General features: G+C 33.8%; 14 protein-coding genes. All 14 read right to left on the reverse strand.

All coding sequences use genetic code 11. From position 1 onward, the window contains the following. Positions 1-4: 4 nt before the first annotated feature. Positions 5-1,171, reverse strand: a complete 1,167-nt coding sequence (locus tag HWV00_RS17495) for a nucleotide sugar dehydrogenase (protein WP_211683414.1) — start codon at positions 1,169-1,171, stop codon at positions 5-7. A 22-nt stretch (positions 1,172-1,193) separates the two neighbouring features. Next, the gene (locus HWV00_RS17500) at positions 1,194-1,934 is read right to left on the reverse strand and encodes a glycosyltransferase family 2 protein (protein WP_211683416.1); all 741 of its coding nucleotides are present in this window, start codon (positions 1,932-1,934) and stop codon (positions 1,194-1,196) included. 47 nt (positions 1,935-1,981) lie between these two features. After that, complete coding sequence (gene cpsG, locus HWV00_RS17505; RefSeq protein WP_211683418.1) at positions 1,982-3,385, reverse strand: phosphomannomutase CpsG; 1,404 nt, start codon at positions 3,383-3,385, stop codon at positions 1,982-1,984. 48 nt (positions 3,386-3,433) lie between these two features. Next, positions 3,434-4,849 carry a mannose-1-phosphate guanylyltransferase/mannose-6-phosphate isomerase gene (locus HWV00_RS17510; protein ID WP_211683420.1) on the reverse strand — a complete coding sequence of 472 codons (1,416 nt, stop codon included), beginning with the start codon at positions 4,847-4,849 and terminating at the stop codon, positions 3,434-3,436. A 163-nt stretch (positions 4,850-5,012) separates the two neighbouring features. Continuing rightward, positions 5,013-6,917: an acyltransferase family protein gene (locus HWV00_RS17515; RefSeq protein WP_211683422.1), complete on the reverse strand. Its 1,905-nt coding sequence runs from the start codon at positions 6,915-6,917 to the stop codon at positions 5,013-5,015. Between the two features lie 60 nt (positions 6,918-6,977). After that, positions 6,978-7,979, reverse strand: a complete 1,002-nt coding sequence (locus tag HWV00_RS17520; protein ID WP_211683424.1) for a glycosyltransferase family 4 protein — start codon at positions 7,977-7,979, stop codon at positions 6,978-6,980. After that, positions 7,976-8,893, reverse strand: coding sequence for a glycosyltransferase family 2 protein (locus HWV00_RS17525; protein WP_211683426.1), 918 nt, complete (start codon positions 8,891-8,893; stop codon positions 7,976-7,978). The genes HWV00_RS17520 and HWV00_RS17525 overlap by 4 nt, the downstream gene beginning before the upstream one ends. Before the next feature lie 4 nt (positions 8,894-8,897). Next, positions 8,898-9,794 carry an NAD(P)-dependent oxidoreductase gene (locus HWV00_RS17530; protein ID WP_211683428.1) on the reverse strand — a complete coding sequence of 299 codons (897 nt, stop codon included), beginning with the start codon at positions 9,792-9,794 and terminating at the stop codon, positions 8,898-8,900. After that, a complete protein-coding gene (gene gmd / locus HWV00_RS17535; RefSeq protein ID WP_211683430.1) occupies positions 9,794-10,834 on the reverse strand; it encodes a GDP-mannose 4,6-dehydratase in 1,041 nt (346 codons plus the stop codon). Before gmd ends, HWV00_RS17530 begins: the two co-directional genes overlap by 1 nt. 31 nt (positions 10,835-10,865) lie before the next feature. Continuing rightward, complete coding sequence (locus HWV00_RS17540) at positions 10,866-11,981, reverse strand: O-antigen ligase (protein ID WP_211683432.1); 1,116 nt, start codon at positions 11,979-11,981, stop codon at positions 10,866-10,868. A 361-nt stretch (positions 11,982-12,342) separates the two neighbouring features. Then, positions 12,343-12,510 (reverse strand): DegT/DnrJ/EryC1/StrS family aminotransferase, encoded by a 168-nt coding sequence (locus tag HWV00_RS21515; protein WP_255554766.1) that lies wholly within the window; start codon positions 12,508-12,510, stop codon positions 12,343-12,345. A 362-nt stretch (positions 12,511-12,872) separates the two neighbouring features. Continuing rightward, positions 12,873-12,995 (reverse strand): hypothetical protein, encoded by a 123-nt coding sequence (locus HWV00_RS21520; RefSeq protein ID WP_255554767.1) that lies wholly within the window; start codon positions 12,993-12,995, stop codon positions 12,873-12,875. A gap of 273 nt (positions 12,996-13,268) precedes the next feature. Continuing rightward, the gene (locus HWV00_RS17550) at positions 13,269-14,384 is read right to left on the reverse strand and encodes a DegT/DnrJ/EryC1/StrS aminotransferase family protein (protein WP_211683434.1); all 1,116 of its coding nucleotides are present in this window, start codon (positions 14,382-14,384) and stop codon (positions 13,269-13,271) included. Then, complete coding sequence (locus HWV00_RS17555; RefSeq protein ID WP_211683436.1) at positions 14,381-15,136, reverse strand: acyltransferase; 756 nt, start codon at positions 15,134-15,136, stop codon at positions 14,381-14,383. The genes HWV00_RS17550 and HWV00_RS17555 overlap by 4 nt, the downstream gene beginning before the upstream one ends.

A 15,136-nucleotide genomic window follows, 5' to 3' on the forward strand; every position in this document is an offset into this window, starting at 1 on the left:
TTGTTTAATCACTACCAAATAAATCTCGCGTATAAACCTTGTCTATCACTGATTTTAAAACATCTTCCATACGATTAGATACAATCACATCAGAGATCTGTTTAAATTCTTCAAAATCAGTGATAACACGCGAGTTAAAGAATGATGTTTCTTTTAACACAGGTTCAAAAATCACAACTTCGATACCTTTGGCTTTAATACGCTTCATGATGCCTTGGATAGACGAGGCGCGGAAGTTATCAGAGCCCGTTTTCATGATTAAACGGTAAATGCCTACAATCTTAGGCTGCTTAGCAAGAATAGAATCCGCTACGAAGTCTTTACGGGTAGTATTCGCATCAACAATAGCCCCGATCAAGCTATTCGGCACATCGGCGTAATTAGCACGCAGTTGCTTGGTATCCTTTGGTAAACAGTAACCACCGTAACCAAAAGAAGGGTTATTATAATGGTCACCAATACGTGGGTCTAAGCCCACACCTTCGATGATTTGACGAGAGTTTAAGTCATGTATCTCAGCGTAGGTATCTAACTCATTAAAATAAGCAACACGTAAAGCAAGGTAAGTATTTGAAAACAACTTAACCGCTTCAGCTTCAGTTGAATCAGTAAATAGAACATCGATGTCTTTTTTTACAGCCCCTTCTGCAAGTAGGTTTGCAAATATAGTTGCACGTTCACTTTGTTCACCAACGATAATACGCGATGGATACAGATTGTCGTATAATGCGCGACCTTCACGTAAGAATTCGGGTGAAAAAAGTATATTTTTACAAGCAAATTTAGCTTTAATATCTTTGGTATAACCCACAGGTACAGTTGATTTAATAACCATCACCGCATTGGGATTAATCGCCATCACGTCTTGAATAACCGCTTCAACAGACGCTGTATTAAAGTAGTTATTAACGCTATCATAATCAGTTGGAGTGGCAATAATGACAAAATCAGCATTTTGATATGCCGATACTTTATCCAATGTCGCCGTAAAGCTTAATGCTTTATGTTGTAAGAAATATTCAATATCAGTATCTGCGATTGGTGAAATACCTTGATTCAATTGGCTTATTTTTTCTTCGATAATATCAACTGCGATGACTTCATTGTGTTGCGCAAGAAGCATTGCATTTGAAAGGCCTACATAGCCAGTTCCGGCGATTGCAATTTTCATTTAAAATCCAATTAATCATTAATTAATGTTTTCTCATTACGCCATTAACAGCATAATGAATGAAATAATACATTGAAGAGAATAAGCCCAAATTTTCGACTTCTCTATATAGTCGCCATTGATATTTCAGCACGCCTAACTTATTGGATGAAAGAGATGCACCACCAACACGGTACTTAGCCAAAGGAACATTTAGTCCTTTCGCTACATTTCCATTTCGTAATATTTCAAGCCACAAGCCTAAATCTTGGCGCTTCCCTATATTTGGCATGTAGACTTTACCGAGTAACTCTTTATTATAAATAGCTGTTAAGCAACCTATCTTATTACTTTTCAATAAATCTCTATAACTAATAGAACCAGGTACAGTCCGAAGCCCCATAAATTGTCCATCGAGATCAATTACATCATAAGCCGAATACGATAAAGATAAATTTTCAGATTCCATAAACTCAATTTGCTTTTCTAATTTATCTTCATTCCATAAATCATCAGCATCTAAAAAAGCTATGTATTTCCCTTTCGCTTCACTAATACCACGATTACGAGTAACAGCAGGGCCCGCATTCCAAGTTCGCTTAATTAATTTAATTCTAGAATCATCTAAGATTAAATGTTCAAGGAAGGTAAAATCAAAATTTGGAGAGCAATCGTCAATAATGATATGCTCATAGTTTTTATAGGTTTGACTTTGAACTGATTGTATTGTCGATAAAAGTTTATCTTTAGAGTTATAACAAGGCGTAATAATTGAAACTTTCATATTTCCCTTCTTGAGGCCTAATTATCATAGATAATTAGGCCTCTCTATTAAGAACGTAATAACGTCAATAGCGCTGCAGTTTTCTCTTCCATTAATGGAACATTACGACGCGACTCAACATTCAACCTCACCACGGGTTCTGTATTAGACGAGCGTAAATTAAAGCGCCAGTCAGCAAACTCTAAGCTAATGCCATCGGTTTCATCCACTACCAATGCATCAGACTCATATTCTGCACGCACTCTGGCGATTGCTTCTGCTGGATTTTCGAGTTTAGAATTAATTTCACCTGATGACGGATAGGCTTCAATACGTTCTTTGACTGTATCTGACAATTTCATATTTTTAACTGACAACAGTTCCGTCACTAATAACCAAGGAATCATGCCTGAATCACAGTAAGCAAAGTCACGGAAATAATGATGGGCACTCATTTCACCGCCGTATACCGCATCTTCTTTGCGCATGCGTTCTTTGATGAAAGCATGGCCTGTTTTCGACATGATTGGCTCGCCGCCATTGGCTTCGACGATATCAATGGTGTTCCAGCTTAGGCGCGGGTCGTGAATTATTTTAGTTCCACTTTTTCCTTGTGAAGCGTCTTTTTGTAAAAATGCTTCAGCCAATAAACCAACTATGTAATAACCTTCGATAAACTCGCCATTTTCATCAAATAAGAAACAACGGTCAAAGTCACCATCCCACGCAATGCCCATATCCGCACTATGTGCAATAACCGCATTTGCGGTATCTGCACGGCAATCATGTAACAATGGATTAGGGATACCGTTAGGGAAGTTACCATCCGCTTCATGATGTACTTTAATAAACTCGACAGGTACATTAAGCGCTTTAAAACGTGACTCAAGTTCATCAACAACATGACCTGCTGCACCATTACCTGAGTTAACAACCAATTTAATTGGTTTAATATTAGTAGGCGTAATGTACGTCATTAAATGGTCAATATAAGCGGTTAATGTAGATTGCTGTGTTAATTTACCACGCTGATTTTCAAAAACCTCTGCAAAGTTATTTTCTTCTGCTAATGTCTGTATTTCACGTAATCCGGTATCACCACTGATTGGTTTTGAATCTTCACGTACCAACTTCATGCCATTATAATCCATTGGATTATGACTAGCTGTTACTTCAACGCCACCATCAACACCTAAGTGTTTCGTAGCAAAGTAAATCTCTTCTGTACCCGTCATGCCGATATCAATCACATCAACACCAGCGTCCAGTAAGCCATTCGCTAATGCTAACTTTAGCTCTTCTGATGTAAGACGTACATCACCACCCACCACGACATTTTTTGATTCAGTTGCCGTTGGAGCAAGGAACTGACCAAATGCACGACCAATACGGTACGCGATATCAGTGTTTAGCTCTGTTCCTAACTGGCCACGAATGTCATAAGCTTTAAATGCAGTTAATTTTGTTGTCATATTCTTTACCTTAGTCATTCACTATTGCCTTAACTATTTAACCAAAGATTAAACGCGGCCATACTTGTCATCGAAACGAACAATATCGTCTTCACCAAGGTATGAACCCGTTTGTACTTCAATCAATTCTAGCGGTAAACAGCCAGGATTTTCCAAGGCATGAATTTGACCTAATGGAATATACGTTGACTCATTTTCTGTCACTAAGAACGTCTTATCACCATTGGTTACTTTTGCCGTACCCGATACCACAACCCAATGCTCAGCTCTGTGATGATGCATTTGAATTGATAATTTAGCACCAGGTTTTACCGTAATACGTTTTACTTGGTCACGAACACCAAAATCAAGTGAGTCGTATTTACCCCAAGGGCGGAACACTTCACGTTGATGTTTGTATTCATAACGGTCTTCCGCCTTAAGTTTTTCAACGATGCTTTTTACGTCTTGCACTTGGTCTTTGTTCGCAACAAGTAACGCATCTTTGGTTTCAACAATCACTAAATTATCAACACCCACAGTCGTCACTAATTTATGACCTGCATTGATGTATGAGTTCGTTGTATTGTGCGAGATAATATCACCGTGATTCACATTACCATTACCATCTTTCTCACTAACTTCCCATAGCGATGAGAATGAGCCTACATCACTCCAACCAGCGCTCATCGGAACAACTACAGCATCCTTTGTACGCTCCATCACCGCGTAATCGATAGAGTCTTCAGGGCATTGTGCAAAGATATCTGCACTAATACGGGTAAAGTCTAAATCTTGGGATTTATTCTCAAAAGCGTTAGTACAAATCGCTAGCATTTCTGGTGAAAATTTAGCTAGCTCTTCAAGATAACGTGATGCCTTAAACATAAACATACCGCTATTCCATAGATATTCATCTGAATCGAGGTAAGTTTGTGCCGTTGCTAAATCAGGTTTTTCAACAAAGCTATCTACGTCAAAGCCTTCTGCATCATTATTCGCTTGCCTAGCACCTTGCTTAATGTAGCCATAACCCGTTTCAGCATGCGTTGGAACAATACCAAACGTCACTAATTTATCTTGTTCAGCAAATGCTTTTGCATCCATAACCGCTTGCTGAAATGCCGGAATATCTTTAATCACATGGTCAGCAGCAAGTACTAATAATAAAGGGTCATCGCCTTTAGCAACAGCGGCAAGTGCTGCTAAAGTAATAGCTGGTGCGGTATTTTTACCCATCGGCTCAAGAATGATGTCACTTGCCGCGGTATCATTCGCGCGCAGTTGCTCTGCAACAATAAAACGGTGTTCGTTATTGCAGATAATTAATGGATTTAAGCATTTTGAATTATCAAGGCGATTAATTGTTTCTTGCAATAACGTATTTTCGTTAAGTAAAGCTAAAAATTGCTTCGGGTGTAATGCGCGGGATAACGGCCATAAACGAGAGCCGCTACCGCCTGACATGATTACGGGTAAAATCATAAATTTTATTTACCTTAAATATTGTTTAAAAGTTAATTTAATATACTACTTCCGCTTTATTTAAAATATATAACAAAAACCGAACGGAATACTATTAATAATACAAGTACTACTAGATGTAGTTATTTAAAAAAGTTAAGGATTGTTAAAAAACCGATTATATTTATAAATATTTAATAATACTTTCTCTAAGAATAGTTTCAGAAACAAACTTTGAACCGGATGCGGACAAATGACCATAATCGACTTGTAATAAAGTATCGTCCCCTGACTTAACCCTACAAAAATAATCATCATCGAAATAACATAAATCATCAATTAAAGAGATATATTGAAAGTCAAAATTTGGTTCCAATAGTTTCATTTTAAGATCTGTATTAATAATATCCATATCTAAAAAATCATCATTAATGTATGGTTCTAGAGAATTCCAGTGTTCTGGTTTTATCATTACCTTAGGTAAGGAAGGTCGCCACTGAGAAACAGGGCCAATCAATAATATATTTTTAACACCTATTCCTCTCAAGTAATTATATATTTCATTCCAATTAGTTTCTTCGTGCATACCAGCTTGTGACATAATTACTAAATCAGGTTTGAGGATCGTCATTTTTTCCAAGGCTAGTTCATTCGACAGATCACAAGCTAACGTCAATTCGCCATTAGAGCCTCCAGATTTAGATAACGACGGTTTACAACCTGCGGATGTGACTTGATAAAAAGAAATATTAAGAGGTTTTAAAGTATCTCGAATTCCTAAAGATAAAGCTTCTGCATGTGAGTCTCCCCATAAAAAAACACCTTTTTTATATTTCCGTTCAAAGCAACTAAAATCAATAGAGGAATTGCCTTGTTTATAAACAGCATCATAATAATCACATTTTAGCCAATAAGCATCATCTAAATTAGCATGAGCTTCAGAGTAATAATCTAAAAATTTAGCTTGCGGTGTTGAAGCCCCGTCTCTAAATGAAGTATTAAAACCATTATTAAAATAAATAACCGAACCAATCAACGCTAATATTACACTTGTAAATACTATTTTTGATTTAAAACAATCATACATTGTTTTAAAGTTAGATTTATATGATTTACTTTCAATATATCGATAGCTCAAGAAGCCCAATAATAAAGATAAAAACATACCTATAATTACAGCTGTACCACTAAGAGAGAAGTAATATATACCTACTACAATAGGCCAGTGCCATAAATATATTGAGTATGACCATGAACCTAAATATTGAAATAACAAATTATTAGTCAATAAGCTATTATTTCTCTGAGCCTGTATTACAAAAAATGCCCCTAGCGTAGGAAAAATAGCTAAATAACCAGGCCATACATTATCTTCTGTAATGAAAAAATAAGACAATAAAATCAATGAAAAACCGATGTACTCTATGATTTTTTTATGTTTTTCTTTATTAAAATTAATCGGATATAAATAAGCAACACCACCTAACAGCATTTCCCAAATTCTAGTCGGTAATAAGTAGTAAGATGAATCAGACCATATGTTAGACGCAAAAATACAAAATAAAAATCCTGCTACACAACCAATGAAAATTGTAAACTTAATATATTTTAGACTTAACGATTTATATCCTGTAGCTAACACTACAGGATATAGTATATAAAACTGCCACTCAGCAGAAAGGGACCAAGTATGAAGCAACCACTTTTCATTAGATGATGATGAAAAATAACCGGACTCATTCCAATATATAAAGTTAGATATAAACCCTAGACTACTCGCAATATGCTTACCTAAAGCTTTATAATCCAAAGGAGGAAGAAAATACCAACCAAAAATAATCAACGTTAAGCATAAAACGATTAGTGGGGGTAAAATCCTATCAGCTCTTGACATGTAAAATTTAAAAACTGAAAACTTATTCAAATCAAGACTAGTAAAAATTATTTTGGTCATTAAAAAACCAGAAATAACAAAAAATACATCTACACCGCTAAATCCACCAGGGAGCCAAGAATTATTGAAATGGAATAATACCACCGCAATCACCGCGATAGCTCTGAGTCCATTAATATCTTTTCTAAATTTCATTTTATAAATCTTATATTATATATTGAAGTAAATAACGTCCATCATCCGACTCTGTTTAATCTATTTATCGTATATTATTTTATATATATTTATATGATCATCTGATATTTTTTTCCATGTCGCTACAGAAGCAATCTCTAATGAAGTTAAGCTAACTTCATTCAAGGTTACTTTATCTTCCATTATTCCATTAAACTCATTTATAGCCGACTGGAACCCTTCGAGTAAGTGACTATCTGAAACTAACCTCATTATTTTATTAGGCAACATGGATTTTATTTGTACATTTTCAGAAATAATTACAGGAGTACCTGATGCTATAGACTCCAAAGCTACAATGCTAAATGATTCATATTTTGAAGGTATCAACGTTGAAATTGCATTTTGATATAAGCGTTTTAAATCATAATCAGATAAGCCCGTTACGTATTTGATATTTTCTGAATTTGACTTATTTGTATTACAAACACAAATAAAATTAAGATTTGGATTTAATTTAGCTAACTCTTCAACAATATACATTCTTTTATTATCGTCATCACGTCCCACAAACAAGAAATGAGTTCTTTTATTAGATATATCATTTTTAGATATTATTTCATCTATACCACTTGGTATAAATGAAATACGGTCTAAATGTACATATTTAGAAAAGAAGTCAGCCTCAAATTGCGACAACACTAATATTTTGTCAATTTTATATAACGATGGTTTTAACAACAGATAGAAATTAAACCTTGCCAAAATAGGGAATCTATGTGTATAAAATGGGTGCATGCAAGGAGTATAAACTATATGCTTATTCTTAGAAGTAAAACGTAAAAGTATGCCTACAAATAAACATGTAAATCCAAAAAAGTGGATCACCCCTTTAGATTCTCTTAATTTAAAAAAATCCTTTAAACTTGGTAATGGTTTATTTAGAATTTTCATTCTTGAGTTAGGAACATGTAATTCGACATGAATTTTATTCACTTTCATTTCAGAAACAATATTATTTACATGTTTCTGAATCCCACCAAATAGTTTCAGATTACTTCCTACAACAAAATTTAAAATCATTTAAATACCTTCTGAATAACTTGGACTATTTTCAAGGGCCTTAAAATAGCGAAACAATAATAAAAAACATCTGATCTCTTTGACTTTTTATTATCAAATAAATAAATAGTTATTTTTTTTGAAAAAAACATGACCTTTTGATCTAAAACTTGTATAAAATTAACATTAGGCCATATCTCTTTTTTATAAATAGATTCCAAACAATTTAAAAATTTAACATTGCCTATTTTTTCTGTATTCTTACTTAATGAATCAGAAACACGGTAATAAACAGTTTCATCATTAAAATAACTAAGCTTAATGCCATTTTTTGTCAACTTTAGCCACAACGGATAATCTTCTATCATTGAATAAGCATCATTAGCCATTCCGATTTTTTTTATGGTGTTAACATATAAAAATACCGAAGGCGCTATTAAATCACAAGATTTTAATAGCTGTCGGTATTGTCCACAAGAATCTAAATTAAAGAATGATTCATTATGTTTAATAAGCTGAGTACTAGAGGTATCTGAAATACTTTTAAATTTATAAACATTTGAAAATATAATATGCTCTGATTTTTTTTGACCTATAAAGATTATGTTTTTATCAATACAATCTTTCATCAATATATCATCAGCAGCGATGATTTTAATCCAATCGGTATTACAATTATAAATCACATTATTAAAGTTTTTAGAAACACCTTCATTTTTTACTTTAAATAATGTAATTACTTTAAAAAATTTTAATTCATGCTCTTTAACCCAAGTCTTAATTACTTCAACTGTTCCATCAGAACTCCCGTCATCTGATATTATTAAAGTCAAATTATTTGAACCATAAGTTTGATTGATAATACTATCAAGAGTTTCTAACACTGTTTTTTCAGAATTATATGAAATAACTCCTACGGCAACTTTTAATACCATATAACTACGACCTTAACATCCAATATAAAGTATCTTTAATAGAATATTTTTGGTATTCTCCAATTAAATTTATTAATTTATCATTCGAACCATACAAATCCAAGATCTCATTATCTCTTTTAAAATCCTCATTCACAGTTACTTTTATTTCATAACCAGAAAGTAAGTTTAATTCTTTTATTATTTGTTCAATTGATGTTGAAATACCTGAGCAAACATTTAAAGTCAAATTGCTTTCGTTAATTGTAAGTAATCGAGTGTAAGCTTCAACTACATCTCTAACATCTGAAAAGTCTCGAGATACATCGAGATTACCTAAACAAACCTCTGTATTAAACTTTTTATATTCCGATATTATTTTTGGAATTAAAAAATCGTGGCTTTGGCCATTTCCTGTATAATTAAATGGCCTAACAACAATAATAGGAAGATGGCTATACAAGCCCAACGCTTTTTCCATTGCGAGTTTAGATATTGAATAATGATTCACAGGATTGACAATTGTAGTTTCAGTTATTGGTAATTTATTACTGCGTCCATATATATTACCAGTACTAGCGACTATTATTTTCTTCAACGGTAATACTAGTTCATCAACCAAATCTATTAAATTTAACGTTGCAACTATATTATTTTTATATATTGTTGCACAATCTCTAAACCCGACATAACTTACGGCTGCTAAATGTACAATATAATCGAACTTAATATTTGTTATTAAACACCTTAGTTCATCTTTCTCTAATAAATCAACTTCAAAATACTGCACATATTCCATCGTGTTAGTTGGTTTTTTTCGAACTAGGGCTATACATTCAAAGCCCTTTTCTAATGCATTTTTAATAAAATGCTGACCTGTAAACCCATTAGCACCTGTAACCAGTATTACCTCTTTATCCATTAGAATGAATACCCTATTTCATTTCGTTTTAAATCTGCAGCAACCATCATAGAGCATAAATCTTCAAGGCTTGTTGTTGGTTTCCAACCCATTTTAACTTCCGCTTTTGTAGGGTCACCAATTAATAATTCAACTTCCGCAGGACGATAAAAATCAGGATTAACCTTAACGACTACCTCTCCAGTTTGAGTATCAACTGCCGTTTCAGACTCGCCAGTCCCACTCCATTCAAGCTCAATATTTACAGCTTTGAACGCTAAAGTAACAAAATCGCGAACAGTTTCGGTTCGATTAGTGGCAAGTACATAAGTATCAGGTTTTTCTTCTTGTAACATCAGCCACATACCTTCTACATAATCTTTCGCAAACCCCCAATCTCGTTTCGCATCCATATTTCCCAATTCTAATACTTTCTGTTTACCTAACTTTATTTTTGCTACCGTATCAGTTATCTTTCGGGTTACAAACTCTTTACCGCGTAATGGCGACTCATGGTTAAATAAGATGCCACTGACTGCAAACATACCGTACGACTCTCGATAATTTATAACCATCCAATGAGCGTATAACTTTGCAATACCATAAGGACTTCTAGGGTAAAAAGGCGTACTTTCTTTTTGAGGTATTTCTTGTACTTCCCCAAACATTTCAGATGTAGATGCTTGATAAAATTTAATCGTTGGGTCAACAGTTCTAATAGCTTCTAATATATTCACAGGGCCCAATCCTGTAATTGCAGCAGTGGCTAAAGGCTGATCAAATGAAACACCAACAAAGCTTTGAGCTGCTAGATTGTAGACTTCACTTGGCTTTGCTTTCTGTAACAATCTAATATTTGAAGATAAGTCAGTCAGATCGTATTCAACTAACTTAAGATTAGGGTGCCCCATTATTCCGAGCTCTTCAATTCGCCAAAAATTAACAGAACTAACTCTACGGTAAGTACCATAAACTACATATCCTTTTTCAAGTAGTAACTCTGCTAGATACGCTCCATCTTGACCTGTAATACCTGTAATGACAGCAACTCTATTATTCATTTTGACCTCTAAATTTGTTATTTGTTATTTGTTATTTATTCTTTATTCTTTGTTCTTTGTTCTTTGTTCTTTCATTATTTTTTAGTAAAATATACACATTATAAAATAAAAAAGTAAATACCACATAATTATCCAATGCGCCACCAGAAAGCATAGAACCCATCAATATAGGAATAACTACTATAGTATGTTTATATCTCCCACTGTTGTTCATAAAAACAATAAAAATAAACAAGGAAAAAACAAGCAAACATAATAAATACACTCCGCTATTAACCATCGTCTCTAATATTATATTATGAGGATAAAAAGAAAACACATGATTATTATCACCTAACCCAAATAAAATATTCATTGGATTATTATCATCAAAGAACTTTAATGCATTATTATAAAACATAATCCGACCTGCTTCACTATTATTACTTTGATCAAAGTAAACCAACCTCCAAAACAATTCAGCTATATCATCCCAGTAATAAAAACAGAAAATAAAAATAGATAAGAACATAAATCTAACGGAATTAATTATGAGTTTATTATGTCTTAAAGAAACCACCATGAATAGAGTAGTTACTATTAACACAAGCATCCCGCCCCTGGAGCCAGTGCTAAGCATCGATATTACATAAGAAAAATATGAAATGACAAGTAAAAGAACACTTCGATCTTCCGCTAACTTTGACAAAAACAATATTAAACCTAGAAGGAACATCACACCGAATATGCGGTATAAAATATTTGGTCCAAAGATAAAAATCAACCGTCCATCACCATTAAAAATACTTAGCGTGGCGATTGGCGAAAATAAAATAATTAAAATCCATGCCCAATTATATCCTGACTTGCTAATAATCCTTTCCAATATAGGGAATGCATTGAAATATAGAATAATAAAAAAAAGGAAATTTGTATAATATTCAGGTTTAAAAATACTAAATGTTATAACAGGAGCCAATAGTAATATCAAAAAACTTTGGAAAAACAATTCATTACTTTTAAAAAACAAGCCTGTTAGTATTCTATACAAAACCATCATAAACCAAACGATATAAAATGCAGGCACACCGGTTAAATTATAATCTCCTACAAATGTCAACGCGAGAAAAATGACAACATCAAAAAAGGTGACAATGTTTTTCAACATAAATCTATATAGTCAAAATAGCGTTTGTATGACAATTCCAACCCTCCATTCACCATACTAAAAAATAAATTTACAACTTTCATTTATAATGCCTTAGCTAGGAAAAATCATTTATAACTAAATTTTAAGGTGTATAACAGTATAATTATGTTTTTAATTTCCTTATCGGTTAACAGAGGGCTAATAAGTAAACTAATTACTTGCTCATGTAATAGCCCAGATATAGGTAACAGCCTATTCTCCCCCCTAATAAGCTAATTGTCGATGAGGAGGTATGTGATAATGAAGTAATGTCTGAATGTCATTATCAGTAAGGTGTCGTTGTAACTTTTATCGACATTTTTTTAACAACAAAAAAATATCAAACACACCCTTCATCATTAACAACATATGGAAGTTTAATTAAAGAATTATGAATCTCGTCAAAATAGTGTTTTCCCACATTTTGACGAGCCTTAGTTTCTCTATCTAAATACTTCAACTTAACACGTAACATTGCAGCTTGAATTTCATCAAGACAATTATTCACACCTTTATATTTATTCTTATACTTTTCATGAGCACCACAATTACGTAGCCCATTAATGATACTTAATCACTTAGCATCGTCGGTTGTTAGCGCACAGCATCACCTAACGCACCGATATTTTACCGGGATAAAAACTAAATGCCCCCACATCGCACAAGAGCCTGATTTTAACCATGATATCCTAAAACAAATAAATTATGTTCTTTTGAAAAAACCATGACTTCTTTCATTAGCAATGACTTTACCATATAAATACGCAGGTAAAATAACTTTTGTTTTATCTGTAATACTAGCCTGATACCTTTAGCCGTTAAGTTAAAGTTTTCTTCATCAGGTTCAACTAATACAGGCATTAAATTATTTTATGACATAGAAAGAATCGATATGATATAAGTATTAGATGGAACTATGACCTCATCACCATCTTGTAATTCATCTAATTCTTTCCATGCTTTTAACGTTAACGCGTCTAAACCATTCGCCACACCAATACTGTATTTAGTTCCTAGTCTGAAAACACTTGTTCAAAGGCTTTCAATTCATTATCCATGATGTACCAACCAGTATTGATAACTCAAATACAGGTTTCTTTTAATTCTTCATGATATTGTTGATTAATTACTTGTAAATTTAAAAAAGGAATCATGTTTTAACACTCTATATGTAGAATTGTTTTTCAGCATTACCAACTACGACAGCGTAAGTAGGAACTATCTCGGAAACAAGGCGCCATCACAGCGGTTTTACCTATTGTTATATCAGCTAAAATCGTTAACAACGCTGATAACTACATCAACTTCATCTTGACTTATAACTGGACTTATCGGAATGCTCAAGACTTGCTGATGTATTTCCTCTGAAATAGGAAACGATGCGTTTTTCCACTCTTGATAAGCATCTTGTTGATGAGGCGGAGTTGGATAATGAATTAATGATTGCACACTATTATCAGTTAGATAGCTTGCTAACTTGTCACGCTGGGTAGTTTTAATCACAAACAGATGCCAAACATGAGCATTTATGTTCTCAACAAGCGGCAACTCAATTAACGGGTTATTAATACCCTTTAAATAAGCCTGAGCAACAGTTTGTCTCGCAATTATCTCTTTATCTAAATAGCGTAATTTAACACGTAACATTGCCGCTTGGATCTCATCCAAACGACTATTCATACCTTTATATAAATTTTTATACTTTTCGTGTGAGCCATAATTTCGCAGTGCCGCAATAGTATTGGCTAATTCACTATCATTAGTCGTGACAGCTCCGCCATCACCAAGTGCACCTAAGTTTTTCCCCGGGTAGAAACTAAAACCAGCTGCATCACCTAGACTACCCACTTTTTTACTTTGACCTTTTTTATTCGTATATATAGCACCGTGCGCTTGAGCACAGTCTTCAATAACTTTTAAATGATGCTTTTTAGCTATAGAATTTATCTCATCCATCGCCGTGACTTGTCCATAAAGGTGGACAGTTAAAATTGCTTTAGTTTTTTCTGTAATTGCAGCTTCAATTAATACAGGATCTAAATTGAAGGTTTTAATATCAGGTTCAACCAATACTGGTGTTAAACCATTCTCAGAAATAGCAAGAATTGAGGCAATATAAGTATTTGAAGGGACAATCACTTCATCACCTTTTGCAATTATCCCTAATTCCATATAAGCACGTAAGATAAGTACTAACGCATCTAAACCATTTGCAACACCTAAACAATATTCAGTTTCACAATACGTAGCAAATTCTTTTTCAAATTCAGCAACTTCTTTACCTAATACATACCAGCCTGAATCAATAACACGAGAGCAAGCTTCTTTAAGTTCAGTCTGATACTGCTGGTTTACTGCTTTTAAATCTAAGAATGGGATCATTTTATTTTTATCTCTTCTATTTCACTAATCCAACGCTGTACATCAACCTCTGAGTACCCTCGATGGAAACGATTTCGCCAAGGATATGCTTTTATTTTAGGGTTGTTGTGTAACCGTAAAATTTTAGCATCACATATGACTTTGGCCGGACTACCTGAGGCGACTTTACCAGCTAAAACGTTTCCTTTAACGATTGAGCCAGCAGCAATGACTGCATCTTTCCCTATATTCACACCTGGTAAAACAAGCACTTTAGCCGCTAAAACTGCAAAGTCTTCAACTGTAACTCCCAGTAGCTTATCACTTGGTGGTGTCGGATCATTGGTGAGTAGTACTTCCGGAAACATCCAAACATAATTACCAACTTGGGACTCTTTACCAATATGAACATCCGCATGCATTTTTGTATAATGTCCAATCGAGCAATCTCCTTGGATATCACCTCTTGAACCTAGCTGACAATAATTACCAATAGCACTATTCTCTCGGATCGTAACGTAATGACCCGTTTGGAAGTTCTTCCCAATTGTCGAACCAATATAGATTGTTGAGTGGCTACGTATTATCGAATTTTCACCAATAATTAAAGTATTTGTGATTGCTAATCTTGTCGCTATGCCGATCTCACAATATGAACCTATTTGAGTACCTTTTTTGATTATCACATTCTCATGTATGACACAAAATGGGCCAATAGTTACGTTTTCTTGAATTTCGGCTTTGTCAGATACAATTGCACTTGGATGGATCAT

Source organism: Moritella sp. 24, from assembly GCF_018219155.1.
Lineage (GTDB): Bacteria > Pseudomonadota > Gammaproteobacteria > Enterobacterales > Moritellaceae > Moritella.

Excerpts from the sequence above, each read along its gene's own strand:
- HWV00_RS17530 (WP_211683428.1), bottom strand. The coding sequence starts at position 9,794 with ATGGATAAAGAGGTAATACTGGTTACAGGTGCTAATGGGTTTACAGGT.
- HWV00_RS17525 (WP_211683426.1), bottom strand. The coding sequence starts at position 8,893 with ATGGTATTAAAAGTTGCCGTAGGAGTTATTTCATATAATTCTGAAAAA.
- HWV00_RS17520 (WP_211683424.1), bottom strand. The coding sequence starts at position 7,979 with ATGATTTTAAATTTTGTTGTAGGAAGTAATCTGAAACTATTTGGTGGG.
- HWV00_RS17515 (WP_211683422.1), bottom strand. The coding sequence starts at position 6,917 with ATGAAATTTAGAAAAGATATTAATGGACTCAGAGCTATCGCGGTGATT.
- HWV00_RS17510 (WP_211683420.1), bottom strand. The coding sequence starts at position 4,849 with ATGATTTTACCCGTAATCATGTCAGGCGGTAGCGGCTCTCGTTTATGG.
- HWV00_RS17495 (WP_211683414.1), bottom strand. The coding sequence starts at position 1,171 with ATGAAAATTGCAATCGCCGGAACTGGCTATGTAGGCCTTTCAAATGCA.
- cpsG (WP_211683418.1), bottom strand. The coding sequence starts at position 3,385 with ATGACAACAAAATTAACTGCATTTAAAGCTTATGACATTCGTGGCCAG.
- HWV00_RS17500 (WP_211683416.1), bottom strand. The coding sequence starts at position 1,934 with ATGAAAGTTTCAATTATTACGCCTTGTTATAACTCTAAAGATAAACTT.
- gmd (WP_211683430.1), bottom strand. The coding sequence starts at position 10,834 with ATGAATAATAGAGTTGCTGTCATTACAGGTATTACAGGTCAAGATGGA.
- HWV00_RS17540 (WP_211683432.1), bottom strand. The coding sequence starts at position 11,981 with ATGTTGAAAAACATTGTCACCTTTTTTGATGTTGTCATTTTTCTCGCG.
- HWV00_RS17550 (WP_211683434.1), bottom strand. The coding sequence starts at position 14,384 with ATGATCCCATTCTTAGATTTAAAAGCAGTAAACCAGCAGTATCAGACT.
- HWV00_RS17555 (WP_211683436.1), bottom strand. The coding sequence starts at position 15,136 with ATGATCCATCCAAGTGCAATTGTATCTGACAAAGCCGAAATTCAAGAA.